The organism is Streptomyces sp. NPDC003697 (assembly GCF_053587115.1).
Window position 1 is genome coordinate 85,264 of record NZ_JBSFNN010000014.1, and the last position, 25,119, is coordinate 110,382.

21 protein-coding genes are annotated in these 25,119 nt (G+C 76.3%); 7 read left to right on the forward strand and 14 right to left on the reverse strand.

Annotation, left to right across the window (positions count from 1 at the left end; all coding sequences use genetic code 11):
- The first annotated feature begins 72 nt into the window (after positions 1–72).
- The 3 genes from ACWDNY_RS08545 (at position 73) to ACWDNY_RS08555 (ending at position 5,391) form a co-directional block, all read left to right on the forward strand.
- Complete coding sequence (locus ACWDNY_RS08545; RefSeq protein ID WP_451644973.1) at positions 73–984, forward strand: response regulator transcription factor; 912 nt, start codon at positions 73–75, stop codon at positions 982–984.
- Positions 985–1,499: 515 nt separating this feature from the next.
- Positions 1,500–4,337 (forward strand): ATP-binding protein, encoded by a 2,838-nt coding sequence (locus ACWDNY_RS08550; protein ID WP_451644974.1) that lies wholly within the window; start codon positions 1,500–1,502, stop codon positions 4,335–4,337.
- 265 nt (positions 4,338–4,602) lie between these two features.
- Entirely contained in the window at positions 4,603–5,391 is a 789-nt protein-coding gene (locus ACWDNY_RS08555) for a S1 family peptidase (protein ID WP_451644975.1), read from the forward strand.
- Positions 5,392–5,560: 169 nt separating this feature from the next.
- On the opposite strand, the gene ACWDNY_RS08560 is transcribed toward ACWDNY_RS08555, so the two are convergent.
- Positions 5,561–6,031: a TIGR03668 family PPOX class F420-dependent oxidoreductase gene (locus ACWDNY_RS08560; RefSeq protein ID WP_451644976.1), complete on the reverse strand. Its 471-nt coding sequence runs from the start codon at positions 6,029–6,031 to the stop codon at positions 5,561–5,563.
- Positions 6,032–6,242: 211 nt separating this feature from the next.
- Between ACWDNY_RS08560 and ACWDNY_RS08565 the strand changes: the two genes are divergently transcribed.
- Together ACWDNY_RS08565 and ACWDNY_RS08570 are read left to right on the forward strand one after the other, a co-directional pair.
- Complete coding sequence (locus tag ACWDNY_RS08565; protein ID WP_451644977.1) at positions 6,243–7,160, forward strand: polysaccharide pyruvyl transferase family protein; 918 nt, start codon at positions 6,243–6,245, stop codon at positions 7,158–7,160.
- Positions 7,161–7,292: 132 nt separating this feature from the next.
- Positions 7,293–7,601 carry a DUF3040 domain-containing protein gene (locus ACWDNY_RS08570; RefSeq protein ID WP_451644978.1) on the forward strand — a complete coding sequence of 103 codons (309 nt, stop codon included), beginning with the start codon at positions 7,293–7,295 and terminating at the stop codon, positions 7,599–7,601.
- A gap of 119 nt (positions 7,602–7,720) precedes the next feature.
- Here the strand turns inward: ACWDNY_RS08570 and ACWDNY_RS08575 are convergent, their stop codons facing one another.
- From ACWDNY_RS08575 to ACWDNY_RS08630, 12 genes are all read right to left on the reverse strand, one after another.
- The gene (locus tag ACWDNY_RS08575; RefSeq protein WP_451644979.1) at positions 7,721–8,617 is read right to left on the reverse strand and encodes a glycosyltransferase family 2 protein; all 897 of its coding nucleotides are present in this window, start codon (positions 8,615–8,617) and stop codon (positions 7,721–7,723) included.
- A complete protein-coding gene (locus tag ACWDNY_RS08580) occupies positions 8,614–9,522 on the reverse strand; it encodes a glycosyltransferase family 2 protein (RefSeq protein WP_451644980.1) in 909 nt (302 codons plus the stop codon). The genes ACWDNY_RS08575 and ACWDNY_RS08580 overlap by 4 nt, the downstream gene beginning before the upstream one ends.
- A 30-nt stretch (positions 9,523–9,552) precedes the next feature.
- Positions 9,553–10,578, reverse strand: a complete 1,026-nt coding sequence (locus ACWDNY_RS08585; protein ID WP_451644981.1) for a glycosyltransferase family 9 protein — start codon at positions 10,576–10,578, stop codon at positions 9,553–9,555.
- Positions 10,579–11,012: 434 nt separating this feature from the next.
- Positions 11,013–12,866 carry a D-glycero-beta-D-manno-heptose 1-phosphate adenylyltransferase gene (gene rfaE2, locus ACWDNY_RS08590; RefSeq protein ID WP_451644982.1) on the reverse strand — a complete coding sequence of 618 codons (1,854 nt, stop codon included), beginning with the start codon at positions 12,864–12,866 and terminating at the stop codon, positions 11,013–11,015.
- Position 12,867: 1 nt separating this feature from the next.
- A complete protein-coding gene (locus ACWDNY_RS08595) occupies positions 12,868–13,452 on the reverse strand; it encodes a D-sedoheptulose-7-phosphate isomerase (RefSeq protein WP_451644983.1) in 585 nt (194 codons plus the stop codon).
- A gap of 94 nt (positions 13,453–13,546) precedes the next feature.
- On the reverse strand, positions 13,547–14,764 hold the full coding sequence (locus ACWDNY_RS08600) for a glycosyltransferase (protein WP_451644984.1): 1,218 nt from the start codon (positions 14,762–14,764) through the stop codon (positions 13,547–13,549).
- Positions 14,761–15,711 carry a glycosyltransferase gene (locus ACWDNY_RS08605; protein WP_451644985.1) on the reverse strand — a complete coding sequence of 317 codons (951 nt, stop codon included), beginning with the start codon at positions 15,709–15,711 and terminating at the stop codon, positions 14,761–14,763. Before ACWDNY_RS08605 ends, ACWDNY_RS08600 begins: the two co-directional genes overlap by 4 nt.
- Complete coding sequence (locus tag ACWDNY_RS08610) at positions 15,708–16,694, reverse strand: glycosyltransferase family 9 protein (RefSeq protein ID WP_451644986.1); 987 nt, start codon at positions 16,692–16,694, stop codon at positions 15,708–15,710. The genes ACWDNY_RS08605 and ACWDNY_RS08610 overlap by 4 nt, the downstream gene beginning before the upstream one ends.
- On the reverse strand, positions 16,691–17,308 hold the full coding sequence (locus ACWDNY_RS08615) for a D-glycero-alpha-D-manno-heptose-1,7-bisphosphate 7-phosphatase (RefSeq protein WP_451644987.1): 618 nt from the start codon (positions 17,306–17,308) through the stop codon (positions 16,691–16,693). Before ACWDNY_RS08615 ends, ACWDNY_RS08610 begins: the two co-directional genes overlap by 4 nt.
- Positions 17,305–18,321, reverse strand: coding sequence for a glycosyltransferase (locus ACWDNY_RS08620; protein ID WP_451644988.1), 1,017 nt, complete (start codon positions 18,319–18,321; stop codon positions 17,305–17,307). The genes ACWDNY_RS08615 and ACWDNY_RS08620 overlap by 4 nt, the downstream gene beginning before the upstream one ends.
- Positions 18,318–19,952, reverse strand: a complete 1,635-nt coding sequence (locus ACWDNY_RS08625; RefSeq protein ID WP_451644989.1) for a carbamoyltransferase family protein — start codon at positions 19,950–19,952, stop codon at positions 18,318–18,320. The genes ACWDNY_RS08620 and ACWDNY_RS08625 overlap by 4 nt, the downstream gene beginning before the upstream one ends.
- A gap of 477 nt (positions 19,953–20,429) precedes the next feature.
- Complete coding sequence (locus tag ACWDNY_RS08630) at positions 20,430–21,392, reverse strand: NAD-dependent epimerase/dehydratase family protein (protein ID WP_451644990.1); 963 nt, start codon at positions 21,390–21,392, stop codon at positions 20,430–20,432.
- Between the two features lie 340 nt (positions 21,393–21,732).
- On the opposite strand from ACWDNY_RS08630, the gene ACWDNY_RS08635 reads away from it, so the two are divergent.
- Together ACWDNY_RS08635 and ACWDNY_RS08640 are read left to right on the forward strand one after the other, a co-directional pair.
- The gene (locus ACWDNY_RS08635; RefSeq protein WP_451644991.1) at positions 21,733–22,236 is read left to right on the forward strand and encodes a lamin tail domain-containing protein; all 504 of its coding nucleotides are present in this window, start codon (positions 21,733–21,735) and stop codon (positions 22,234–22,236) included.
- 364 nt (positions 22,237–22,600) lie between these two features.
- The gene (locus ACWDNY_RS08640) at positions 22,601–23,041 is read left to right on the forward strand and encodes an SRPBCC family protein (protein WP_451644992.1); all 441 of its coding nucleotides are present in this window, start codon (positions 22,601–22,603) and stop codon (positions 23,039–23,041) included.
- Positions 23,042–23,088: 47 nt separating this feature from the next.
- On the opposite strand, the gene ACWDNY_RS08645 is transcribed toward ACWDNY_RS08640, so the two are convergent.
- On the reverse strand, positions 23,089–25,119 hold a 2,031-nt coding region (locus ACWDNY_RS08645; protein ID WP_451644993.1), incomplete at its 5' end, for a molybdopterin cofactor-binding domain-containing protein.

Genomic DNA, 25,119 nt, shown 5'->3' on the forward strand with positions numbered 1-25,119 from the left:
ATCCGTGATGCAGGTCTCACTACCCCCGAACGGGGGTGTGGGTGGCGCAGGGGCCGGCGAAGGGGATGGCAGGTGGCATCGGAGGCGTCCGCATCGGTGGAGATCCGGGGTGCGCTGCTGCGGCTGCGCGCTTCGACGGGGCTTCCGGTCGCCTTCGGCGGGCTGGTCGAGCCGGGCCGGCCGCAGGTGCGCATCAGCGAGCTGACCGGTACGACCACGTTCGCCCTCAGCGCGCTCGCGGTGACCTCCGGCAACGGCCTGGGCGGGAAGGTGGTGGCCCTCGCCCGGCCGTGCGCGGTGACGGACTACTCGTCCTCCCCGCGGATCAGCCATGAGTACGACGCCCCGGTCGCCGCGGAAGGCCTGCGCTCGGTGCTGGCGGTGCCGGTCGTGGTGCGGCGCCGGGTGCGCGGCGTGCTGTACGGGGCGCTGCGCACCGCCCACCCGCTGGGCGACCGGGTCCTGAACGCGGCCGTGGAGGCAGCGCGGGACGTCGAGCAGGCGCTGGTGGTGCGGGAGGAGGCGCGGGGGCTGCTCGCGGCGGTGCGGCCGGATGCCGTGTGGGAGGGGGCGGGAGGCGCCGCGTGCGGGGCGGCGGGTGGTGCCGCGTGGGAAGAGGTGCGCGAGGCGCATGCGGCGCTGCGTGCCCTGGCACCCCGAATCGCGGACGCGGGACTGCGGGCGGAACTCCTTGAGGCGTGCGGGCTCCTCGCGGCGGCGGCGCCGGGGCGGGGGGTGCCGCCGGGGCGGGGGGTTTCGCCGGGGCGGGGGGTCTCGCCGGGGCGGGGGGTTTCGCTGGCGCCCCGGGAGGTGGACGTGCTGGCGTGCGTGGCGGCCGGAGCGACGAATGCGGCGGCCGCCGCCCGCCTGGGTGTGAGCCCGGAGACCGTCAAGGGCTACCTCCGCTCGGCCATGCGCAGACTGGGCGCCCACACCCGCGGGGAGGCGGTGGTGGCGGCCCGGAGAGCGGGACTGCTGCCGTGACGGGGGGGGTCGCCTGCGGTGCGTGGGGGGTCGGGGCCGCGCCGGGGGGTGCCCGTCCTCGGACCGGCGCGGACTTGGTCTCTTGTCGGGGAACCCGGCGCAGACGCGCCGGCCGCTGCGGGCGGGCACCCCCCGACACGGCCCCTTCCGTCCGCGTGCGGCCGCGCGTGCGTGGATCCTTCGCGAGGCTGGGGCGGCGCCCGTCCGTGGACGGCCGCGTGGGCGCGGATCCCCCGCTGGGTTGGGGCGGCGCCGGTCCGCGTGCGGCCGCGCGTGCGTGGATCCTCCGCGAGGCTGGGGCGGCGCCCGTCCGTGGACGGCCGCGTGGGCGCGGATCCCCCGCTGGGCTGGGGCGGCCTGGCTGCGGCGCCGGCTGGGGGCAGGTGTTATTCATTCGGTGGTGTCGTGAATTCGGTTCTGCGGGCGTCGCTGTTATTTGCCTCACCTTGCCGGGTGTCCGAATTTCCCGGCGTGTTGCCTAGAATTTGGCCAGGACACGACACGCGAGGGGAGCGGTGACCGTGCGACGGGACGTCAGGGACCCTGCGAGCTGCCGCTCCGACCTGCTCATCGGCCGCGACGAGCAGACCGCGGCGGCCCGTGAGCAGCTGGCCCGCGGCGGCAGCATGCTGCTGCACGGCCCGGCCGGAATAGGAAAGTCGACCGTGCTGCGGGCATGGGCCGCGGAATATGCCCCGTCGGTCCGCACCGTGTTGCGCTGCTCCGCCACCGAGTCGGAATCCCACCTGCCCTTCCTCGCCCTGGCCGACCTGTTCGGCCTGGTCCTCGACGAGGTCTCCGGGAAGCTGCCCGCCGCGCAGCGCACCGCGCTCGAGTCGGCGCTCACCGGCCGCGGCGAGTCCACCCTGCAGCGCGACGGCCTCGCGCTGCGCCTCGCCGTGCTGTCCGCGCTGCGCGCCCTCGCCGCCGAGGGGCCCGTCCTGGTCGTCGCGGACGACTTCCAGTGGCTGGACTCCGCGAGCGCTGAACTGCTCGGGTTCGCCGCCCGGCGGCTGGGCGACCTGCCGGTGCAGTTCCTGTGCGCGGTCCGCACCGAGGGCCAGGAGTACGACCGGCACCTGCTCGCCTGCCCGCCCGACACGGCCGCCGTGCGGATCGGTCCGCTCACCCGCCCCCAGGTGGCCGCGCTGCTCGACCACCGCGGCTACGCGGGCCTGCCCCGCTCCACGGTCCGCGACATCCACGGCACGAGCGGGGGCAACCCCCTGTTCGCCCTCGAACTGGGCCGCGCCCTGGCCGAGAGCCCGACCCCGCCCCGGCCCGGCGAGGCGCTGCCCGTGCCGACCTCGCTGCGCGCCCTGGTGCTGAGCCGGCTGGAGATGCTGTCGGACGAGGCCCGCCGGACCCTCCTGGTGGCCAGCGCCGGCGCCCGCCCCACTCCGGCGCTGCTGCGCGCGGCCGGCCGGGAGAACGCGGAGGCCGACTGCGCCCGGGCCGCCGAACTGGGGCTGCTGGCGACGGAGCCGGAGGGCCCGGCCGTCCGGTTCGCGCACCCGCTGATCTCGGCCGCCCTGTACGCGGAGGCGCCCGCGAGCGAGCGGCGCGCCGCGCACGCCGCGCTGTCCACCGCGGCCTCCGACCCCATCGAGCGGGCCCGCCACCTGGCGCTGGCCACCACCGGCACCGACCCGGGCGTGGCCGCCCGGCTGGCCGGGGCGGCCACGCTGGCCCGGGACCGCGGGGCGCCGTCGGTGGCGGCCTCGCTCGGGCTGCTCGCGGCCCGGCACGCCCCGGCGGACGGCGAGCCGGGACCGGACGGGCGGCGGCTGCAGGCCGCCGAGGACGCCATCACCGCCGGCGAGATGGACCTCGCCCGGGACATCGCGCGGGAGGTGCTGACCCGGGCCACCGTGCCCGCGGAGCGGGTGCGGGCCTGGATGGTGGTGATCGAGGCGGCCGGGCAGGCGCTCGCGGACGTGGACGCCGTCTTCCCGCAGGCGCTGGCCGACGCGGGCGACGACCCGCGGCTGCTCGCCCTGGTCCACTACCAGCTGGCCTGGCGCGGCCTGGTGGTCGCGGGCGACTTCGCCGAGGCCCGGCAGGAGGCCGCGCACGCGGCACAGCTCGCGGCGGAGGGCGCGGACAGACGCACCGAGCTCATGGCGCTCGCCCTGCAGGCCTCGACGGAGACCCTGATGGGGCATCCGGATGCCGCGGCGACCATCAAGCGGGCCCTGCGCGAACCCCAGGACCCGTACGTGGCGTGCCACCACAACGGCGTCGGATCGGCCCGGTTCCGCTGGCTGCTGATGAACGACCAGCTCGGCGCCGCCCGGACGACGATCACGGCGCTGCTGCGCGAGGTGCGGCGGCGCGGCATGTTCGAGAGCGAGGTGCACTACCTGCGCTACCTGGCCGAGACCGAGCTGCGGTCCGGGCACTGCGGCCGGGCGGTCGACCTGGCCCGGGAGAGCCTGCGGCTGGCCCGGGACACCGGCATCGGCGAGAGCGCCTCCGCGATGACCACCGCCCTCGCCGAGGCGTCCGCCGGCGACGCGCAGCGGGCCGGGGCCCTCGCCCAGGAGGCGGTGGCGCACGCCGAGGAGGACGGCGACCAGATCTACCTCTCCCTCGCGCTGGCGGCCCTCGGCTACGCCCAGCTGGTGTCCGGGGACGCGCAGGCCGCGGTCGTGTCGCTGCGCCGGGTGCGCGAGCTGGAGCCGGCGCTCGGCATCACGGACCCGGCGCGCGGCCGCTGGCAGGGCGATCTGGCGGAGGCCCTGGTGCGGATCGGGGAGCCGGCCGAGGCGCAGGCCGTCATCGACACCGCGCGCGAGCACGCCCTGCGGCTCGGCCGGGAGAGCGTGCTGGCGGTGCTGGACCGGTCCGAGGCGCTGGTGCGGGCGGCGCGCGGCGACGAGGAGGCCGCCGTCGCCCAGCTGACGTCCGCGCAGGACCGGTTGGCCGAGCTCGGCCTCGGGTTGGAGGAGGCGCGGGCGGCGTTCGCGCTGGCCCAGGTGCGCGCCCTCCCCCGGCCGCTCGGCTCGGCCCGGGCGGCGGGGACCCCCGCACCGGGGGCGGCCCCCTACGACGAGGCGGCGCGGCTGTTCCGGCGCTGCCGCGCCCTGCCGTGGCTGCGCCTGGTGGAGGCGGCCGCCGCCGCCCGGCCGGCGGAGCCGGAGGTGGTGCCGGCGGCCCTGGACGGGCTGGCCACGATGGAACGTCAGGTGGCCGCCCTGGTCATGGAGGGCGCGACCAACCGGGAGATAGCCGCGCGGCTGTACGTCAGCGTCAAGACGGTGGAGGCGACGCTGACCCGCGTCTACCGCAAGCTGAGGATCCGTTCGCGTGTGGACATCGTCCGATTGGCGGCGGGCCGCCGCGCGGACTGAGCCCGGGGCGGATTGACTGCCTGAGTGGGTCCGGTGAGGGGCCGTCGCCCCGGCGACGACCGAGGGTTTTCCCTGCCCGGCTCCCAACTCCCCTAGGGGGTTCCCTCATTGGTGGGGGGTCGGCCGGCTCGTAGCGTGTGGGACGTGCCGCTCGCCCGGGCACACGGGGTCGGTCTCTCCCGAGCTCGCACCGAGCACGGTGTCACCGCCGCCCCCGTGTCTCACCCCCACCGCGCGATCCCCCACCGGCCAGTCGAGGAGACGCATGTTCGGGCTCACCCGCGCCAGACGGGCCGCCGCCGCGTTCGCGGCCGGCGCCGCCGCCGCGACCGCGCTGCTCACCGCTCCCGCCGCCGTCGCCGCCCCCCAGCCCGTCGTCGGCGGCACCGCGACGACGACGACCGCCTACCCGTTCGTGATGCAGATAACGGACGCGTACGGAAACCAGTACTGCGGCGGCACCCTGGTCGCTCCCACGAAGGTGGTCACGGCCGCGCACTGCATGGCCGGCGAGACCGCCTCCGGCGTCCGGGTGGTCGGCGGGCGCACCTACCTCGACGGCACCGACGGCACGGTGAGCCGGGTCAGCGGGATATGGGTGAACCCGTCCTACCGGGACGTCACCAGCGGCGACGACGTGGCCGTGCTCACCCTGTCGACGTCGATGCCGTACACCACGGCCAGGTACGTCTCCTCCTCCGACACGTCCGTGTACGCGGCGGGCACCACCGCCCGCATCCTCGGCTGGGGCACCACCTCGGAGAGCGGCGGCTCCTCCAACCAGCTGCGGACGGCGACCGTGCCGATCGTGTCCGACACGAGCTGCCGCGGCTCGTACGGCTCCGACTTCGTCGCGAGCGACATGGTGTGCGCCGGATACACCTCCGGCGGCGTGGACACCTGCCAGGGCGACAGCGGCGGTCCCCTGCTTGTCGGGGGCGTCCTGGCAGGGATCACTTCCTGGGGCAACGGCTGCGCCGAGGCGGGTTACCCGGGTGTCTACACCCGGCTGACCACCTTCTCCAGCCTCGTGGCCGCGCAGGTCTCCTCATGACCGCGCCCGGTGCCCCGTGAAGACCTCCTGAGCGATCCGCTCAGGTGAGTACCGGGGGGCGTTGCGGGCCTCCACGAGCGGCCCGCAGCGCCCCCTCTCCATGTCCCGGCCCCCGCAAGGGCACATGCCACGGTCCCGGCGGGTGGGCGGGCGCCCGTACGGCCGCCCGTCAGCCGGCCGGGGCTTCCGTGGCCGACGGCACGGCGTGCCAGCCGCTCCAGCGGTGGACGGTGATCACCACCGCCGGTCCGTGCGGCGCGTCGGTCCGGTAGTGGGGGTACTTCCGCCGCAGCCGTGCGACCACGTCCTCGTACTCCTGCCGCGTCGCCGCGTCCCGCGCGTCCGCCGGCACGATCCGGGCGCCGCCGTCGGCACGGACCCACCACAGCCGGTCCCAGTCCTCGTCGTAGCCGTCCACCAGCAGGCACACGGCCGGGTGGACGGCGATGTTGTGCAGCCGTTTCAGCTCGGTCGTGGTCTTGGGCTTCCGGTCGACCACCATCACGACGCGGTCGTCGCCCAGGGCGGCGAACACCACCGGCACCAGGTGGGGGCGGCCCGCCGCGTCGACCGTGGCCAGCCGCGCCACCCGGGCGGCCGAGAAGCGCCGCCGCGCCCTGTCGGGGTCCATCCGCGGCACGCTCGCGCCTCCTTCCCGCCGTTGCCCCCATGCCACCGCGGGCACGGGAGCCGTCGCCGTCCTCCCGCCTCCGGTGCGGGTGCGGGTGGTCCGCCGTCCCCTCGCGCCGGGTACCCAGGGCCCGCGGTCCAAGCGCCGGCCCGTCCGGACGGGGCCGTGCCGCGGTGAGCGGGTGATTGGGCGCGACGCGGGAGGGGCACCCGGTCGCACTGTGCACGACGGACAGCGGGACGCCACGATTCTGATCACGGGCTGGTTCAGCTTCCCGGACGGGGAGGCGACTGCGGGGGACGTGCTGGCGCTGCACCGGGTCGAGGACGTCCTGCGGCGGGCGGGGCTCACCTACGACGTCGCCTGGAGCCCCGGTTTCCGGCCCGGCGCGCTGCACCTCGACGCGGTCCGGGCCGAGCGGTACACACGGCTGGTGTTCGTGTGCGGTCCCCTGCACGGGCCCCAGGTGGAACGGCTGCACGAGCAGTTCGCGCACTGCCTGCGGGTCGCCGTCGGCACCTCCGTCATCGATCCCGCCGACCACGCGGCCACCGGTTTCCACCGCATCCTCGCGCGGGATGTGCCCGGGACGCGGCCGGCGTGGGACCTGGCGGCCCGCGCGCCCGCCCTGCCGGCCCTCCCCGTCGCCGGGGTGATCCTCACGCACGGGCAGCACGAGTACGGGCCCGCACGCCGGCACGACGTGGTCGCCAAGGAGGTGACGGGCTGGCTGCACGGAAAGGACTGCGCGCGCCTGGAGCTGGACACCCGGCTCGACGCCCACGACTGGCGGCTGTGCGCGACGCCCGCCCAACTGGAGTCCGTCCTGGTCCGGCTGGACCTGGTGGTCACCGACCGGCTGCACGGCATGGTCCTCGCGCTGCGGGCCGGCACCCCGGCGCTGACCGTCGATCCGGTCGAGGGCGGCGCGAAGGTGAGCGCGCAGGCACGTGCGTGCGGCTGGCCGGCGCTGGTGCCGGCCGAGCGGTTGAGCCCGCGTGAGCTGGACCGCTGGTGGAACTGGTGCCTGGCCTCGGGCCGGGTCGGCGCCCGGCAACTGCGCGACGAGTACGCGGAGGGCGCCGGCAGGGACAGCACGCACGGCCTGCTGGAGGCGCTGCGGCACCCGGCCGAGTAGTCGTCGGGGGCCGACAAGGGCGGCCTGGCCCGGCGCTCAGGTGACGGTGCTCCTGTACGGGTCCGCCGGTTGGTTCGCGGTGGTTCGGGCACTCGGCGGGGGACTCGGTCGGCCGCCGTAGAAGGAGCAACAGTGTCGATCAGCCGACTCCCCGATCACGAACAGCGCATCCTCGACGAGGTGGAGCGTGCCCTGCGCAGGGATCGCCGCCTGGACCGGCGGCTGCGCACGCTGCGCCTGCACCGGCGGCCCGATCTGTCCGGGGTCGCCTCCTGGGCGCCGCCGTCGTGGCTCGTGGCACTGCTGCTGGCGGTGTCCGTCGGCCTGATGGTGACCGGCATCGTCACCTCCGCCGCGGCCGTGATCTGGGCGTTCGCCGCGATGTGGCCGGTGACCCTGTTCGCGGTGTTCCGGCTGCTGTGCCGGTGGTCGCGGACCTGAGGCGTTCGTCCACCCGCGCGGGAGCGGTGACCGTCCGCGCGGCGCGCAGGGGCCGTTCCCGTTGCCGGGGAACCGGAAGGGCGGGGTGCGGTGTCCGTCCGGCCCCTCACCGGCTCTGTTCAGCCGGTGTAGCGGCGGGCCCTGGAGCGGCGCTGGGTGTCCTCCAGCAGGCGCAGCCGCGCCTCGACGGGCGGGGGCAGCACCCGCCGCTCGCGGACGACCCACGGCAGTGCGGCGGCCGCCTCGGCGAAGGCACGCAGCGACGCGCCGTCGCGCGGGACCGTGCGTGCCAGGTGCAGGGTGCGGCGCAGGGCGGGGCGGACCGGGCGGCGCAGCCAGGTGAACCACAGCGTGTTGCGGATGCCGTCCCGCCGCCGGCGGGTGGAGTCCCGTGCGGAGGAGGGCTGGTGATGGATCGTCAGGTGTTCCGCGTAGGTGAGCCACCAGCCGTCCGCCGCCAGGTCCGCGGCGAGCAGTTCCTCCTCGCCGCCCAGCCACAGGCGGGGGTTGAAGCCGCCCGCGCGACGGAACGCCTCGGTGCGCAGCACGGTCGCCGCGGCCAGGAACGACCCGAGCGCCGGCCCGGGAAGCCAGTGCGGGCCGGGGACGGGCGAGTCCCGCAACTCCTCGACGATGGGGTCCTCGGTGCCGTCCGGTTCGACGACGATACGGGCCGTGACCGCGCCGAGCGCGGGGTGCCGGTCCAGCAGGTCGGCGGCGCCGGCGAGCGCGCCGGGCGCCCACCAGGAGTCGTCGTCGCAGAACGCCACGTACGGTGTGCGGACCCGGCGCACCGCCAGGTTCCGGCCGACGGCGCCGAGGTTGCGGCCGGGACGCAGCAGCCGCACCTGGGGATGGTGGCGGGCGACCGCGCCGGACGTGCCGTCCGTGGAGCCGTTGTCGGTGACGAACACCTCGGGCTGCTCGGGGAGTTCGGCGAGCCGGTCCAGGGTGCGCAGCAGTTCGGGGCGGCGGTTGTGGGTGATGATCACGACGGTGGTGCGGGGGTCGGTCACGGGGTGCCTCCCGGGTCCGCGTCCGGCGCGCGGGCGGCGCGCCCGGTCTCCTGGTCGAGCAGGCGGGCGGCGCGTTCGAGGTGGGGCGGCAGCGCCCGGCGGGCGCGCAGGACGGCCGGCAGACGGGCGATCGTCTCGCCCAGGGCGCGCCGCGCGTGGGGGTCCCGGCAGGAGGCGACGGCCAGGTCGCGGGTGCGGGCCAGGGCGTGCGGCAGGGAGCGGCGCAGCCAGGCGGTGAGCAGTTCGTTGCGGCGCTGGACCGCCGGGCGGCCGGTGCGCGGGGCCGGGTGGGGATGGTGGTGGGCGACGACGTCGGGGCTGTGCGTGACGCCCCAGCCGCGCGCGGCGAGGTCGTACGCGAGCAGTGTCTCCTCGGCGCCGAAGAACAGCAGCGGGTGGAAGCCGCCCGCGTCGAGGTAGGCCGTGCGCCGGACGACGCAGGCGCAGGCGAGGAAGCCGAGCACCTGGACGCCGGGCAGGTCGGTGGCCCTGCCTAGCGGGGAGTCGGCGAGGACGTCGTTGAGCGGGTCGGGTTCCTCGCCCGGGCCGACGAGCGTGCGGGCCGAGAGCAGGCCCAGCCGCGGATGCTCGTCGAACAGCCGGGCGGCCAGGCCGAGCGCGCCCGGCGCCCACCAGGAGTCGTCGTCGCTGAATGCCACGTAGGGGGTGCCGAGGGCGCGCAGGCCGTGGGTGCGGGCCGGGGCGCCGCGGTTGGACGGCAGCGACAGCAGGCGGACCTGCGGGAAGTCGCGGGCGACCATGGCGCGGGTGTCGTCGGAGGAGGCGTTGTCGGCCACCAGGATCTCGGGCCGTTCCGGCAGGTCGAGCAGGTGCCGCAGGGTGACGGCCAGACGCGCGCGGCGGTTGCGGGTGGCGATGACGACGCCGACGGGTGAGCGTTCCATGGGCGGTGTCCCAGGGGTCGGGTCTCGGGTTCAGTTGCACGGCTCCGGGAGGGCGTGGAGGGCGTCCAGGACCTCGCCGGTGCCGATCCTCAGCAGCGCCGGGTCGGGGTGACGGCCGTGCGGGTCGCCCGCCGGGCCGTGCCACAGGGCACGGTGCCGGGGGTCCGGGGGCGGGCCCCAGCGGTTGGGTGGCACGGGTCCGCACAGGGTGACGGACGCGGTGGCGTGGGCGACGGCGAGATGGGCGATGCCGGTGTCGCCGCTGACCACAGCGCGGGCGCCGGCGACCAGCGCGGAGAGCCGGCCGAAGGGCAGGCCGCCGCCGAACACGTCGGTGTCCGGCAGGCCGCCCCGTTCGGCCAGGCCGGCCACCAGGTCCTCCTCGCCCGCTCCGCCGGTGACGACGACGCGGTGGCCGCTCGCGCGCAGGGCCCGCGCGACGGCCGCGAACCGTTCGACGGGCCAGCGACGGGCCGGGGCCCCGGCACCGGGGTGCAGGACGACCGCCCCGGGCGCCGGGGACGGGCCGGCGGGGCGGGGCAGCCGCAGGTCGGCGGGGTCGGCGTCGACGCCGTACCAGCGCAGCAGCCGGCACCAGCGGTCGCGTTCGTGTTCCTCGGCGTACCACGGCGGGCCTTGGATCCCCGGGGTCCGCGGATGCGCGAAGGCGAACAGCCGGCCCGGACGCAGACCGGCCAGCAGGCGGTGGCTGGGCGGCCCGTTGCCGTGCAGGTCGACCGCGACGTCCGGGGGCGGGCCGAGCCAGTCGAGGGTGCGCGGTACGGCGCGGCCGGGCGCGGAGGCGGGCAGCAGCCGGTCGACGGCCCCGCTCGCCACGGCGACCGGCCCCAGCTCGGCGGGCGCGGCGAGCACCAGCTCGTACTCGGGAAAGCCGCGCCGCAACGCGCGCAGGGCCGGCACACCGGCCAGCAGATCACCGAGCCCCAGGGCACGCAGCGCCAGCAGGCGGGGGGCCGCGCCCGACGAACGGGCGGCGCCCACCGGACGGGCCGTGCCCGACGGTCGGCCCGCCGCCATGCCCGTCGGGCGGGCCATGCCCCAGGGGCGAGCCGCGCCCGGCGGACGAGCGGTCTCGCCACGACCGGCCGCCCCGGCCGCGCGAGCCGTCTCGGCAGGACCGGCCCCCTCCGCCAGGCCGGCACTCCCCATCGGACGAACCGCACCGACCAGGCGAACCACGCCCTGCGGGCAGTCCGCCTCAGCCGGGCGGGTGGCGCCCGAGGGGCGAGCAGGGGCGGCCGGGCGAGCCGCGCCCGGCGGACGAGCGGTCTCGCCACGACCGGCCGCCCCGGCCGCGCGAGCCGTCTCGGGGGGAACAGCCGTCCCGGCCGCGGAAGCTGTTCTCGCCGAGCCGGCCGTGCCCGGCGGGCAGGTCGTCTCGGCCGGAGGGACCGTGCTCGTCGGGCGGGTTGGGGCCGTCGGGTGGGCCATGCCCGTCGGGTGGGTCGGAGCCGTCGGGTCGGGCCCGTTCACCGGGTCACCTCCGCGGCGCGTGCCATCATCGCCGTCGACGAGCGTCCGTCGAGATAGGGCAGCAGGACCGCCTGGCCGCCCCACTCCTCCAGCAGCGCCGCTTCCGGCAGTTCGGCGCCCGCGTAGTCGCCGCCCTTGACCCAGACGTCCGGGCGGAGTTCGGCGAGAAGACGTTCGGGGGTGTCCTCGTCGAACACGGCGACGGCGTCCACGCAGGCCAGTGCCCGCAGCACACGGACGCGGTCGGCCAGCGGATTGACCGGGCGGCCCCCGCCCTTGCGGCGCCGCACCGACGCGTCCGAGTTGACGCAGACGACCAGGCAGTCCCCGATCCGCCGGGCGGCCTGCAGCAGCCCGACGTGCCCGGCGTGCAGCAGGTCGAAGCAACCGCCCGCGGCCACGACCGTCCCACCGGTGGCCCGTACGTGCGCGGCCAGATCGAAGGGGTCGTCCAGGGCGGGCGGGGCGTCGGGATCGCGCGGCCCGCCCGCGGACTGGGCGTCGGGATCGCGCGGCCCGTGCGCGGGCTGCGCGGGGCCGGCTCCCCCAGTGCCGCTGGGCACGCCTCCCCTACGGCCCTCGGCCCCCGCGCCTCCCGCGGCGCTACGGGCGCCGGGGCCGGCGGGGGCGCGGGAGGCGCCGTCAGGGGTCGTCGCGGCGGGCGCGTGCAAGTCGGTCGCCGGCACCGGCGCGCCGTCGCCGCGCCCGGAGGCGCCGGCGCTCGCCGCCCCGCCCGCGCCCGCCGTCCCTGCGCCCCGGTCCGCGCTCGCCCCTGCGTCCCAGCCCGCGGTCCCACCCGCGCCCCCGCCCGCGCCGGCCGCCCGCACGCCCCGCCCTGCGATCCCACCCGGGTCCCGGCCCCTGCCCCGGCCCGCGCCCCGGCGCTCGGCCGTCGACAGGTCGAGGCCGCCCGCTCCCCCGGCGCCCACGAAGGCGGTCGCGGCGGCGACGGCGCCCTCCACCGCCTCCCCGACGAGGGCGCCGTCGGCGAGCAGCCCGGCCGCCGTGGCGGCGAACCGGTCGCCGGCGCCGCACGGGTCGCCGTGGTGGTCGTCGGGCGCCGGCACGAGCAGCGGGTGCTCCCCGTACGACAGCAGCGCGCCGCGTGCGCCGAGGGTCACCGTGACGGCGGCGACGCGCCAGTGCCGTACGAGCGCGGAGGCCTCGTGGGCGACGTCCCACAGCTCGTTGCCGCTGCGCTCGCCGTCCGGCGCGCCGCGCGGGGCGCGGGCCCCGGCCGGGCCGGAGCCGTCCCCGGCCTCCGGGCCGGCGCCGCGGTCCCGCGCCGCCGCGAACCCGTGCGCCTCCGACCGCGCCGGCGTGACCAGCCGGGTCCCGGGCACCGGCGGGCCGCCCCGGGGATGCGGGTCCCAGACCACCGGCCGGCGCCTCCTCAGCACGTCCCGCAGGGCGTCCGCGGCGCCCCGGCCGTAGTCGGAGACCAGGACGGCCGGGGCCGCCCCGAGCACCGCGCGGGCCTCGTCCGTCGCCTCGCGCACCCGGCCGGTGCCGCGGTCGAGGCGGACGACCGGACGGCCCTGCGCCAGGACGCGGGTCTTCTCCGGCAGCGCCCCGGTCATCGGGAGCGGCACGAGGGTCAGCCAGGGTCCGAGAAGCCGGCGCAGTGCGCGGCTCGCCGGGTCGTCGCCGAGCCCGGTGACCAGCGTGACGTCGCGGCCGTCGCGGGCGGCGAGGTACGCGGCGAGCGCGGCGCCGCCCGGCCGCAACCGTTCCGCGCAGTCGGTGACGACCGGCACGGGCGCGTCGGGCGCCAGCCGGTCCGCGTGTCCGCTCAGGTCGCGGTCCAGCAGGCCGTCGCCGACCACGACGAGAGGTGCCTTGCCCGTCATGTCACCTCCCGCCCCGCTCCACCGCCGCGTCGAACGCAACGCAGATCATGTGCACGGCGACGAGATGGAGTTCCTGCACGGTGGCACTGGAGGCCCCGGTCACGCACAGCGCCTCGTCGCTGCCCGCGCTGAGCGGGTTGGGCGCCGGTCCGGTCAGCGCCCACACGTGCAGGCCCGTGGCGCGGCCCGCGTGGGCCGCGGACAGCAGGTTGGCGCTGGCACCGCTGGTGGACAGCAGCAGCAGCACGTCGCCGGTCCGGCCGTGGGCGCGGACCTGACGGGCGAACAGCTCGTCGACGCCGTAGTCGTTGGCGATGGCGGTCGTGCTGGAGGTGTCGGCGTGCAGGGCGATCGCGGAGAACGGGGGACGGTCGTCCCGGTAGCGGCCGACGAGTTCGGCGGTGAGGTGCTGGGCCTGGGCGGCGCTGCCGCCGTTGCCCGCGGCGAGCAGCCGCCCGCCGCCGGCGAGGACGGCGGCCAGCCGCTCGCCCCACCGCTGGGTGATGTGGGCGGAGCCGCGGAAGTGCCCCAGGGCGGCCTGGAGCGCGTCGCAGTGCCCGACAACGGCTGGTGTCTCCACGCTCATGACGCCACCTCCGACGGTTCTCCGTGACCCCTGACCGGCACGGCGCCCGCGACGGCGGTGCCGTCCGCCCGGGCCGTTCGCGTTCCGTGGCCCATCACGCCACCTCCGACGGCAGTCCGGGGCCGGTCACGACCCGCCGGTAGACCGCTTCGACGCCGCCGGCGACGTGCCGCCAGGTGAAGCGGGCGAGGACGCGTTCGCGGCCCGCCGCTCCGTAGTGCCGTCGTGTGCGGTCGCTGCCGAGCAGGTCGCGGACCGCGGCCGCGATCGCCGGGGGGTCGCCCGCCGGCACGAGCCGGCCGGTGTGCCCGTCGACCACCGTGTCGCGGTGGCCGCCGACGCCGGTGGCGACGACCGGCACGCCGCACGCCATGGCCTCCAGCGGCACGATGCCGAAGGGTTCGTACGACGGTGTGCACAGGACCAGGTCGGCGCTGCGCATCAGCGCGGGCATCCGGCGCGGATCGACGGCGCCGAGCAGGCGCACCCGGTCGCCGACGCCCTTCCGCTCGGCGAGTTCCAGCAGCCGCCGGGCCTCGGGCTCGGTGTGCAGCCGGTCCGGCGGCGGGCCGCCGGCGACGACGAGTTCGGTGTCCGGGATGCGGGCCAGCGCGCGGACGGCCTGGTCGTAGCCCTTGCGCGGGACCAGCCGGCCGCAGGCCAGCATCCGGTGCCGCCGCTCGCGCGCGGGGGCGCCGCCGGTGTCCGTCCCGGGTCGGAAGTGCCCGGCGTCGACGCCGCAGGGCACCACGGAGATCCGGCGGGTCGACACGCCCATGCCGGCCAGTTCGCGGACCTCGTCGGTGCAGGTCGCCAGGACCCGTTCGCAGGTGCGGCCGATCTGCCGCTCGACGCCGACGCGTTCGGCCGGGCTGGTGTCGGCCCGGCCCTGGTGGCGCCGCTTGACGGTGCCCAGGGCGTGGAAGGTCTGGACGACCGGGACGCCGTGCGGTTGCGCGCCGAGCTGGGAGGCCATGCCGGACATCCAGAAGTGGGCGTGCACGACGTCGGGGCGCTGCCGGGCCCAGGCGCGTGCCAGGTGGTCGCCGAAGGCGGGCATGTGGGCGAACAGCGCGTCCTTGGGCAGCGGTTCGGGCGGACCCGCGGGCACGTGCTCGACGACGGCGCCGCCGGGCAGTGGCACGCGGTCGGGCAGCCCGGTGCGGTCGCGGCGGGTGTAGACGGTGACGTCGTGACCGCGCCGCGCCAGTTCCTCGGTGAGGCGGGCGACATACACGTTCTGGCCGCCGGCGTCCACCCCGCCGAGCGCGGCGAGCGGACTGGCGTGCTCGGACACCATGGCGATCCTCATCGGGTCACCTCCTTCAGCAGCCGCTCCCAGTCGTCCAGGAAGCGGGGGAGCCCGTAGCGGGCGAGCGCCGCGGTGCGGGCCGCCTCGCCGGCGGCGCGGGCGTACGGCATGTTGGCGACGAAGTCCCGTACGGCCCGGGTCAGTACGTCGATCCGGTTGGAGACCACTCCGGCGTCCGGGGGAACCGCCTCGGTCACCTCGGTGGTGGCGAGGGCGACCACGGGCATGCCCAGGTGCATCGCCTCCAGCAGGGACAGGCCGAGGGACGTCCAGCGGACGGGGTGGACGTAGAGGCGGCGCCGGGCCATCGCGCGGTGCAGGTCCCGCTGGACGAGTTCACGGCTGCGGCAGCGTCCGGGAGGCAGGCCCAGGTGGCCGGCGAGGCCGTCCGTCCCCATGCCGAACACGTCCAGCGGGGCGGCCCGTGCGAAGGCGGGCAGCAGGTCGGTGCCCGTCGTGCGGCCGCGCCGGACGGGCTCGTTGACGACGACGGCGGCGTGCGGTACCCCGCCGGTCCACAGGGGGCCGGGGTCGACGACGCCGTGTTCGACCACGGTGGTCTCGGCGCTCCCGGCGTCCCACATCAGGCGGTTGAAGTGGGTGACGTGGACCAGTGGGACGCCGGGCAGGCCGGCGACCGGATGGCGGGTGTCGGGGACGTTCCCGTGCGGGGCGTTGTGCTCGAGGTACACCATCGGCGGGCGGCGGCCCAGCCACCGCTCCACCAGGGCGTGCTCGTGCGGGCGTTGCAGGACCACCACGTCGATGCCGGCGTCCCGCAGCCGCTCGGGGGAAAGCTCGACCACCGTGTCGGGCCAGTCGAAGGTGCGGGCGCGGCCCAGGCCGTCGGGCCCGCGGCCGGGGGTGACCGGGACGACGTAGGTGTGCGGGCCCTGGACGAACGCCGTCGTCCAGGAGCCGTGCACGTGCCAGATCAGGATCCTCACGCCTGCATCACCTTCTCCACGGCGGCGAGCACGTCGTGCGCGGTCACCGACTCCAGGCACGGGTGGCCGGGAACCGGGCACAGCCGGGCGCGGCTGTCCGCGCACGGCGCGTTCTGGTCGCCGAGCAGCACGTACGGGACGCCGTAGGGGCGCCAGCGCTCGGCGGGGACGACCGGGGCGAACAGGGAGACGACCGGCGTGCCGACGGCGGCCGCGAGGTGGGCCGGGCCGGTGTTGCCGGTGACGACGGCCCGGGCGCCGGCCAGGACGCCGGCGAGTTCACCGGCGGCGGTGCGGCCGCCGAGGTCGAGTGCGTGCTCACCGGCCACCCGGGCGGTGAGCCGGCGTTCGCCCCGCCCGCCGGTCACCACCACCCGGTGCCCGGCCGCCGTGAGTTCGCGTACGGCCTGGGCGCAGCGCTCCCGGCTCCAGGCGCGGGCGGGGACGCTGGCGCCGGGGTGCAGCACGACGTACGGTTCGGGACCGGTCAGGCCGGAAGTGTCCGGCGGGGGCAGCACCCGCAGCCGTCCGTCGTCCATCCGGGGGAAGCCGGCGGCCTCGGCGAGGTGCAGGGCGGCCTCCACCTCGTGGGTGTGCGGGGCGCGCTGGTGGCGTACGTCGAGCAGGGAGCCGGGGTAGTCCACGCTGTCCGCGGCGATGCGCCGGACGCCGGCCAGGCGCAGCAGCAGCGCGGTCGGCAGCGGCGACTGGTGGAAGGAGGTCAGCACCAGGGCCGTGTCGGCGTGCAGGGCGCCGAGCAGTGCCTCGATCTCCCGCCGGTCGACGGGCGGCGGCTCGAACCCGGCCCACGGGGCGTCCCAGACGACGATGTCGTCGACACCGGGCAGCAGGCGCCCGGCGGGCTCGCCCCGCGGCCCGCACAGCAGGGTGACCCGGTCGGCGCGGGCGGCGACGGCACGGATCGCCGGCCCGGCGAGCAGGACGTCGCCGAAGCTGTCGAGGCGGGTGACGAGGGCCTTCATCGCGTCCTCCGGCCGGCGCCGTCGTGGGGCCGCCCGCCGGCGGCGCGGGCCGCGCCGCCGGCGGGCCCGGCGCCGGTCGGGACGCTCGCCCGTGGCGGGCCGGCCAGCACCGCGCGGACGGCGGTCAGCAGGTCGCGGGCGACGCACGCGGCGGCGGTGACCTCCTCGGACCGGGTCGCGGGAGTCGGCACGAGGATGCCGTGCGCGCCGGCCCGGCGGGCGGCCTCCAGATCGGCGCCGATGTCGCCGATGACGACGACGTTCGCGGGGGCGGTGCCGATCCGTCCGGCCGCCCACAGGATCATGCCGGGCTGCGGCTTGCGGCAGGGGCAGCCGTCGCCGGGGCCGTGCGGGCACACCGCCCACGCGTCGAACGGGCCGAGGAGGTCGTCGACGCGTTGGTTGACGCGCAGCACGTCGCCGGTGCTCAGCAGTCCGCGCGCGATGCCCGACTGGTTGGTGACGACGCCGGTGGCGATGCCCTCGGCGCGCAGCAGCCGGACCGCCTCGCGGGCGCCGGCGACCGGACGGACGCGGTCGGGGTCGCCGTTGTAGGGGACGTCCTCGACCAAGGTGCCGTCCCGGTCGAACAGCACGGCCCTGACGCTGTTCACGGCGCCACCTCCCGCCAGGCGGGGGCGCCGCGGTGGCGCCACAGTCCGCTCAGCCGGTGCCAGGTGGCAACGGGCGGGATGAGCACGCTGGTGGCGATCATGGTCGTCACCTCGTCGCGGGTGCGCGGCCCGGGGGCGATGCGCGCCCAGGCGAACTCGGCGGTGCCGGCGGCCCAGCCGAGCGCGGCGAGGGCGGCGGCCCGGGGCCGCCGGGCCGCGGCGAGCGCGCAGGCCGCCGCACCGGCGGCGGTGAGGGCGAGGTGGGAGCGTATGCGGCCGCGTGGGGCGACCGCCTTGTGCCACCAGTCGCGGCCGTGCAGGCGCAGCATGAGTGCGTCGTCGGCGTTTCCGCGCTGCGCGCGCACGGACGCCCAGCGGTCGGCGGGGCGCACGGGGTGGCGGGTGGTGCGGCGGCCCTGCCGGATGCGCCAGCCGGCGTCGAGGACGCGCAGCGCGAGGTCGGCGTCCTCGCGGTAGGCCCGCCGGAAGCGTTCGTCGAAGCCGCGTACCTGTTTGAGGGCCTCGGTGCGGTAGGCCATGTCGGCGGTGATCCAGCGGGACCGCGCGAGAGCGGCGGTGTTGCGTTCCCAATCGGTGGGGCGGCGTTCGCGGGGCAGCGGCACGGTGATGACGCCCTGCACGGCCCCGGTGTCCGGGCTCACCCGGGCGAGGTCGCGCACGAGTTGGTCGCACCAGTGCGGCCCGACCTGGACGTCGTCGTCGAGGAAGGCGGCCCAGGGCGCGGTCACGGCGCGCAGGCCGGTGTTGCGGGCGGCGGCGGGCCCGCGGCCGCCGCTGGTGAGCACGGTGGTGCGGGGGCGCAGGTCCCCCAGCACGTTCAGCGCGTGGTCGAGCACGCCCGGCTCCGGGTCGGGCCGGTCGTCGACGAGGACGATCTCCTCCGGCCGGGGCCCGGTGGCGGCGGCGAGCGCGGCAAGGCAGTCGGCCAGCGTGTCCCGGGCGAGCGTGGGGATCACGACGGCGTACGGCAGCCCGCCAGGCGTGTGGCTCATGCGTACGCCCTCCCCCGGCGCACCGCGTACGGGCCGATCGCCAGCAGGTCGACGGGTGCGGAGCCGAAGCACTCCAGTGCGTCGCGGGGGTCGTCGACCATGGGGCGGCCGGCGGTGTTGAGGCTGGTGTTGACCACGACGGGCAGCCCGGTGCGCGCCTCGAAGGCGCGCAGCATGCGGGCGACCAGCGGTTCCCGGCGCTCCTCGACGGTCTGGATGCGCGCGGTGCCGTCGACGTGCACCACGGCCGGGATCCGGTCGCGCCAGTCACGGCGGACGTCGTGCACGAAGAGCATGTACGGGCTCGGCAGCGGCCCCTCGAACAGCTCGTGGGCGCGTTCGGCGAGCACCATCGGCGCGACGGGCCGGAACTCCTCGCGGCCCTTGACCCGGTTCAGCCGCTCCAGGTTGTCGGCCCGGCCCGGGTGGGCGAGCAGGGAGCGGTGGCCGAGGGCGCGCGGGCCGTACTCGCTGCGGCCCTGGAACCAGGCGACGACGCCGTCGCGGGCGAGTTCCTCGGCGGCCGTCTCGGCGATGTCAGCGGGCCGCTCCCACGGCACGCCGGCCTCCTCCAGCCACCGGCGCAGTTCCTCCTCGCTCCAGCCGCGCCCGAGGTCGGCGCCGGGCATCGGCTGGGCGCGGCCCTCGCGGGCGGCCAGGTACAGGGCGCCGCCGAGCGCGGTCCCGGCGTCGCCTGCGGCGGGCTGGACCCACACATGGCGGTACGGGCCCCGCTCGGCGATCTTGGAGTTGGCGACGCAGTTGAGGGCGACGCCGCCGGCCATGGTGAGGGCCTCGCCGCCGGCCTCGCGGTGCAGCCAGTGGGTGAGGTCGAGCAGCACCTCCTCCAGGGCGGCCTGGCAGCTGGCGGCGAGGTCGGCGTGGTCCTGGGCCCACCCCTCGCCCCCGGCGCGCGGCGGGGCGAACTCGGCCCAGTCGACGCCGTGGGCGCGGAAGCCGCCGTCACCGGTGGCGTGGACGTGCTGGCGCAACTGCGGCAGGAAGCGCGGCTTGCCGTAGGAGGCGAGCGCCATGACCTTGTACTCGTCATTGCTGCGCAGGAAGCCGAGGTGGGCCGTCAGCTCCTCGTGGAGCAGGCCGAGGGAGTGGGGCAGCTCCTGCGCGGCGAGCGTGTCGAGCCCGCAGTCGCCGAAGCGGCCCGCGAGGTGGGAGGCGCACTCGCCGCGGCCGTCGAGGACGAGGACGGCGCTGTCGGGGTGCGGGGAGGCGGGCCCGGCGGAGCAGGCGTGTGCCACGTGGTGCGGGACGAAGACGACCTTGGCCGGGTCGAGCCCGGGCAGCGCCTCGGCGAGGAACTGAGGCGCGCGACGGGCGTACTCCAGGCGCAGCGGGTCCCAGGGGTCGCGCAGCCCCATGTCACCGGCGGGCCGGGCGAGGGCGGGGTCGAAGGAGTACGTGACGGCATCCAGGTCCTCCGCGCGGATGCCCGCGTGCTCCAGGCACCAGCGGGCGGAGAGCTCGGGCAGTTCCCATGCGGAGAACGGCACCGGGCGCTTGCCGTGCTTGCGCCTGCTGAACCGCTCCTCCTCGGCGGCCGCGACGGTCCTGCCGTCGACCACGAGCGCGGCGGCCGGATCGTGGAACAGGGCGTTGATACCAAGGATGCGCATGGGCGCTCCGTCCCGTTCGGCTGATGGGGCCTATGGGCACTGGGTGCCGCAATGCGACTGTCTCAAACATATGAAGGCAACTGTCCGGTTGAGCAGCAGAATGTCACTCTTCGTCCCAAGTACCGCACATCGCCCCACCGCAGCAGGTCAGTACGGTTCGGGCGGGCACGGTCGGCGGCCCGCGGCGCGCGCGGCTCGGGTGCCGAGTGCCGCGCGACTCGGGATGCGTGGGGCGCGGGAGCCGGGCGGCTCGGGTACCCGGGCGGCCGGGGCGGCCGGGGGTTGGCTCGGCCGCCGTCGCGGGTGGCCCTGGTGGCCGTCGCCGGTCGGCTCAGCGGCCGCGGCCGGCCCCGGGGGCCGTCGCGGGCGCCCAGGCGGCTTTCGTGGGCGGCCTCGGGGGGTGGCCGGCGGCCGGGGACGGTCGCCGGCCGCCGAGCCGGACGGCAGTCGCCGGGCGCCGGGTGCCGGGCATACGGCTCAGGCCGCGGCCGCGCGGGCGAACCAGCCGATGGTGCGTGTCAGCCCCTCGCTCCAGGGCACGCGCGGCTGCCAGCCGAGCCGCTCGCGGGCCAGGCGGGTGTCGGGCCGGCGTCGGCCGGGGTCGTCGACGGGCCGGTCGACGAACCGGATGCGCGAGGCGGACCCGGTGAGCTCCAGGATCCGCCGGGCGAGGTCCAGCACGGTGAGCTCGTCGGTGCCGCCGATGTTCACGGGTCCGCTCTCCGCGGAGGCGGCCAGCGCGAGGACGCCGGCGACGGTGTCGTCGACGTAGCACAGGGACCGGGTCTGGGTGCCGTCGCCGGCGACGGTGAGGGGCATGCCGTCCAGGGCCTGTGCGATGAAGGCCGGCACGGCCCGACCGTCCCCGGTGCGCATACGGGGCCCGTAGGTGTTGAAGATGCGCACGATGGCGGTGTCGGTACCGTGGACCGCGCGGTGCGCGGTGACCAGGGCCTCGGCGAAGCGCTTGGACTCGTCGTAGACGCTGCGCGGGCCGACCGGGTTGACGTTGCCCCAGTAGTCCTCGCGCTGCGGGTGTTCCAGGGGGTCGCCGTAGACCTCGGAGGTGGAGGCGAGGACGAAGCGGGCGCCGTCGGCGCGGGCGCGCTCCAGGGCGTTGCGGGTGCCCGTGCTGCCGGCGTCGAGGGTCTCCAGCGGCAGCCGCAGGTAGTCGGCGGGCGAGGCCGGGCAGGCGAAGTGCAGGACGAGGTCGAAGCGGCCGGGCAGGCCGCGCACGGCTTCGGCGTCGGTGACGTCGGCCGGCACGAAGCGGAAAGCGCGCCGGCGCTCCAGTTCGGCGACGTTGGCGCGGGAGCCGGTGGAGAGGTCGTCCAGGCACAGGACTGCGGCGCCGGCGTCCAGCAGCCGCGCGCACAGATGGGATCCCACGAAGCCGGCTCCGCCGGTGACCAGTGCCCGGCGCCAGGTGCGTCCGCTCACGGGGTTCTCCTCCCTCTCGGCCTCGCGCGTGTGTGTCGGCTCTCGGCCTCACGCGTGTGTCGCCCTGAGTAACCCTGAGGCGAATTCGCACACTTCGCCCGACTTGTTCGCCCAGGTGTTCGACGGCCGGCCGGCGCAAACCGAGAGGGACACCGAGCGCGGCCGCATGAGCGGACCCGCGCCCCTGAAGCCGAACGGGCGGTCGAGGATCGGAAGGCTCCGGTGAAGACGGAACCGCACTTCCATCCTCTTCACCATTTCTCCATCTCCCCGTCACACGCGGGGCACTTGTCGGATATTCTCCTGAGGTTTTCATCGCACCACTGAGGGGGGACACCTCATGCGGATACGCTCCGCCCTGGCCATCGCGGCCACCACGACCGTCACCGCCGGAACGCTCGCCGCCGTCGCCGCGCCGGCGCACGCCGCCGAGTACTCGTCCGCGCTGAAGGTCAAGGGCGTCCAGTACGACGCTCCCGGACGGGACTCCAACAGCTGCAGCAGCGGCAACACCAAGGACGAGTACCTGACGATCAAGAACTACTCGGGCAGCGCGACCGTCAACCTCAAGGGTTACGTCGTGAAGGACGCCACCGGCAACCGGTTCGCCTTCACGGCCAACCACTACCTCCAGCCCGGCGACTACGTGAAGCTGAGGGGCGGACGCGGCACCGACTCCGACGCCGGCAACGTCGTCTACCGCCAGAACTGCAACTTCCTCTGGAACAACGACCGGGACACCATCTACCTGTACAAGCCCTCCGGCAGCCGGGCGGACGTCCACGCCTACACCAGGTCCGCCAACGACCGCGACGGCAACGGCTACATCAACTACCACGGCTGACGGCGCGCCGGACCGGCGCCAGGCCGGCGGCCACACGGAAGAACCCCGCTCCCGGGCGTCCGGGGGCGGGGTTCTGTCGAGCGCCGGGCAGGCCTTGCACCTGCATCTCCCCGCAGGAAGCGGGACGTCTTTCCTTGGACCACCAACGCAGTGGCCACCACCGGCCGTCCGGCGGTGAACTCAAGATCCACATTAGCGCAATCACGGCGGCGGCGCACCCCACGACCGTGACGTCGGCACCCGGAGCCATCCGCTCGGGGGCGGCACCAGTCCGTGAACCGCCGGACGAAGAGCCGTCGGCCAGGCGGGGGTGACCCGGCGCCGAACGGCCCGCCGGGCCGGGCCCCTTCTCTACGATCACCGTGTGGCCGACTTCCGGATCGAACGCACCCCGCCGCTCCCCCTCGACGAGGCGTGGCGGCGTCTGACCGAGTGGCCCCGGCACGGCGACGTGATGCCGCTGACCCGCGTCACCGTGGTCACCCCCGCGCCGACCGGTGAGGGCACGCGCTTCGTGGCCCGCTCGGCCGTCGGCCCGCTCGGCTTCGACGACCCGATGGAGGTCACCGTCTGGCGTCCGCCGGCGGACGGCGAGCCGGGCCTGTGCCGGCTGGAGAAGCGGGGCCGGGTCGTCCTGGGAGGGGCCGAGATCGAGGTCCGCCCCGCTCCGGGAGGCCGGGCCCGGGTGATCTGGCGGGAGACGCTCCGCGTGCGCTTCCTTCCGGCCCTCTTCGACCCGCTGGTCGAACGGACGGCCCGCGCGCTGTTCGGCCGGGCCGTGAACCGGCTCCTGGAGCGGCCCTGAGGCGCGTGCGTGACCCGTCCGCCGCAGCGGAGGCCGCCGGCGGAGGCCTACGCGGTGCCCGTCAGGTGCTCGGGGCGGACCGGTGTGCGGTTCAGCTCCAGGCCCGTCGCGTCCCGGATCGCCGCGAGGACGGCCGGGGTGGACGACAGGGTGGGGGCCTCGCCGACGCCGCGCAGCCCGTACGGGGCGTGCTCGTCGGCGAGTTCGAGGAGGTGGACGGGAATGGTCGGGGTGTCGAGGATGGTGGGGATGAGGTAGTCCGTGAAGGAGGGGTTGCGCACCTTCGCGGTCCTCGGGTCGACGACGATCTCCTCCATGACCGCGATGCCCAGGCCCTGGGTGGTGCCGCCCTGGATCTGGCCGACCACGGACAGCGGGTTGAGCGCCTTGCCCACGTCCTGGGCGCAGGCCAGCTCGATCACCTTGACCAGGCCGAGTTCGGTGTCGACCTCGACGACGGCGCGGTGCGCGGCGAAGGAGTACTGCACGTGCCCGTTGCCCTGGCCGGTGCGCGGGTCGAAGGGCTCGGTCGGCCGGTGCCGCCACTGCGCCTCGACCTCGACGGCCTCGTCCTCCAGGACGTCCGCCAGGTCGGCGAGCACCTCGCCGGCGTCGGTGACGACCTTGCCGCCCTCCAGCAGCAGTTCGGCGGTCGCCCAGGCGGGGTGGTGGGAGCCGAACTTGCGACGGCCGATGTCGAGGACCTGCTCGCGGACGAGTGCGCAGGCGTTCCGCACGGCGCCGCCGGTCACGTAGGTCTGCCGGGACGCCGAGGTCGAACCGGCACTGCCCACCCGCGTGTCCGCCGGGTGGATCGTCACCTGGGTGACGCCCAGCTCGGTGCGGGCGATCTGGGCGTGGACGGTGACACCGCCCTGGCCGACCTCCGCCATGGCCGTGTGCACGGTGGCGACGGGCCGGCCGGCGACGGCCTCCACCCGCACCTTGGCGGTCGAGTAGTCGTCGAATCCCTCGGAGAAGCCGACGTTCTTGATGCCGACGGCGTAGCCGACGCCCCGTACGACGCCTTCGCCGTGCGTGGTGTTGGACAGGCCGCCCGGCAGCTGCCGTACGTCGGCGCCCTCGGAGCTCTCCCACTGGCGCTCCGGCGGCAGGGGCAACGCCTTGACCCGGCGCAGGAGTTCGGCGACCGGGGCCGGGGAGTCGACCCGCTGCCCGGTCGGCATGACCGTGCCCTGGGACATCGCGTTCAGCTGCCGGAAGGCGACCCGGTCCATGCCCAGCCGGTCGGCGAGCTTGTCCATCTGGGCCTCGTAGGCGAAGCAGGCCTGGACCGCGCCGAAGCCCCGCATGGCGCCGCAGGGCGGGTTGTTGGTGTACAGGGCGACGGCCTCGATGTCGACGTCGTCCACCGCGTACGGGCCGACGCCGAGCGAGGCGGCGTTGCCGACGACGGCCGGGGAGGAGGAGGCGTAGGCGCCGCCGTCGAGGACGATGCGGCACTTGACATGGGTGAGCCTGCCGTCCTTCGTCGCGCCGTGCTCGTAGCGCAGTGTCGCCGGGTGGCGGTGCACGTGGCCGAAGAAGGACTCGAAGCGGTTGTACACGATCTTGACGGGTTTGCGGGTGCGCAGCGCCAGCAGGCAGGCGTGGATCTGCATCGACAGGTCCTCGCGGCCGCCGAAGGCGCCGCCGACGCCGGCCAGCGTCATACGCACCTTGTCCTCGGGCAGGCCGAGCACGGGCGCGATCTGTCGCAGGTCGGAGTGGAGCCACTGGGTGGCGACGTAGAGGTGGACCCCGCCGTCCTCCTCCGGGACCGCGAGCCCGGACTCGGGGCCGAGGAAGGCCTGGTCCTGCATGCCGAAGTGGTACTCGCCCGTGACGACGACGTCCGCTCTCCTCGCCGCCTCGGTCGCGTCGCCGCGCACGATCGGCTGGCGGTGGACGATGTTCGGGTGCGGGACGGGGCCGGCGGCGGGGGTCCCCTCCGGACCGGAACCCGCCGGAGGTGTCGGCGAGAGGCCGGCGCGGTCCTCGGGCCGCACGATGTCGGCCATCATCGCCTGCACGGCCGGCCGGGAGGCGTTCGACGCCGCGCCGACGACGAAGGCGAC

Bases quoted from the DNA above. Each gene is read 5' to 3' on its own strand.
- ACWDNY_RS08595 (WP_451644983.1), bottom strand. From the start codon at position 13,452: ATGAGCGTGGAGACACCAGCCGTTGTCGGGCACTGCGACGCGCTCCAG.
- rfaE2 (WP_451644982.1), bottom strand. From the start codon at position 12,866: ATGACGGGCAAGGCACCTCTCGTCGTGGTCGGCGACGGCCTGCTGGAC.
- ACWDNY_RS08635 (WP_451644991.1), top strand. From the start codon at position 21,733: ATGCGGATACGCTCCGCCCTGGCCATCGCGGCCACCACGACCGTCACC.
- ACWDNY_RS08620 (WP_451644988.1), bottom strand. From the start codon at position 18,321: ATGAGCCACACGCCTGGCGGGCTGCCGTACGCCGTCGTGATCCCCACG.
- ACWDNY_RS08585 (WP_451644981.1), bottom strand. From the start codon at position 10,578: ATGGCCCGCCCGACGGGCATGGCGGCGGGCCGACCGTCGGGCACGGCC.
- ACWDNY_RS08625 (WP_451644989.1), bottom strand. From the start codon at position 19,952: ATGCGCATCCTTGGTATCAACGCCCTGTTCCACGATCCGGCCGCCGCG.
- ACWDNY_RS08610 (WP_451644986.1), bottom strand. From the start codon at position 16,694: ATGAAGGCCCTCGTCACCCGCCTCGACAGCTTCGGCGACGTCCTGCTC.
- ACWDNY_RS08580 (WP_451644980.1), bottom strand. From the start codon at position 9,522: ATGGAACGCTCACCCGTCGGCGTCGTCATCGCCACCCGCAACCGCCGC.
- ACWDNY_RS08555 (WP_451644975.1), top strand. From the start codon at position 4,603: ATGTTCGGGCTCACCCGCGCCAGACGGGCCGCCGCCGCGTTCGCGGCC.
- ACWDNY_RS08600 (WP_451644984.1), bottom strand. From the start codon at position 14,764: ATGAGGATCGCCATGGTGTCCGAGCACGCCAGTCCGCTCGCCGCGCTC.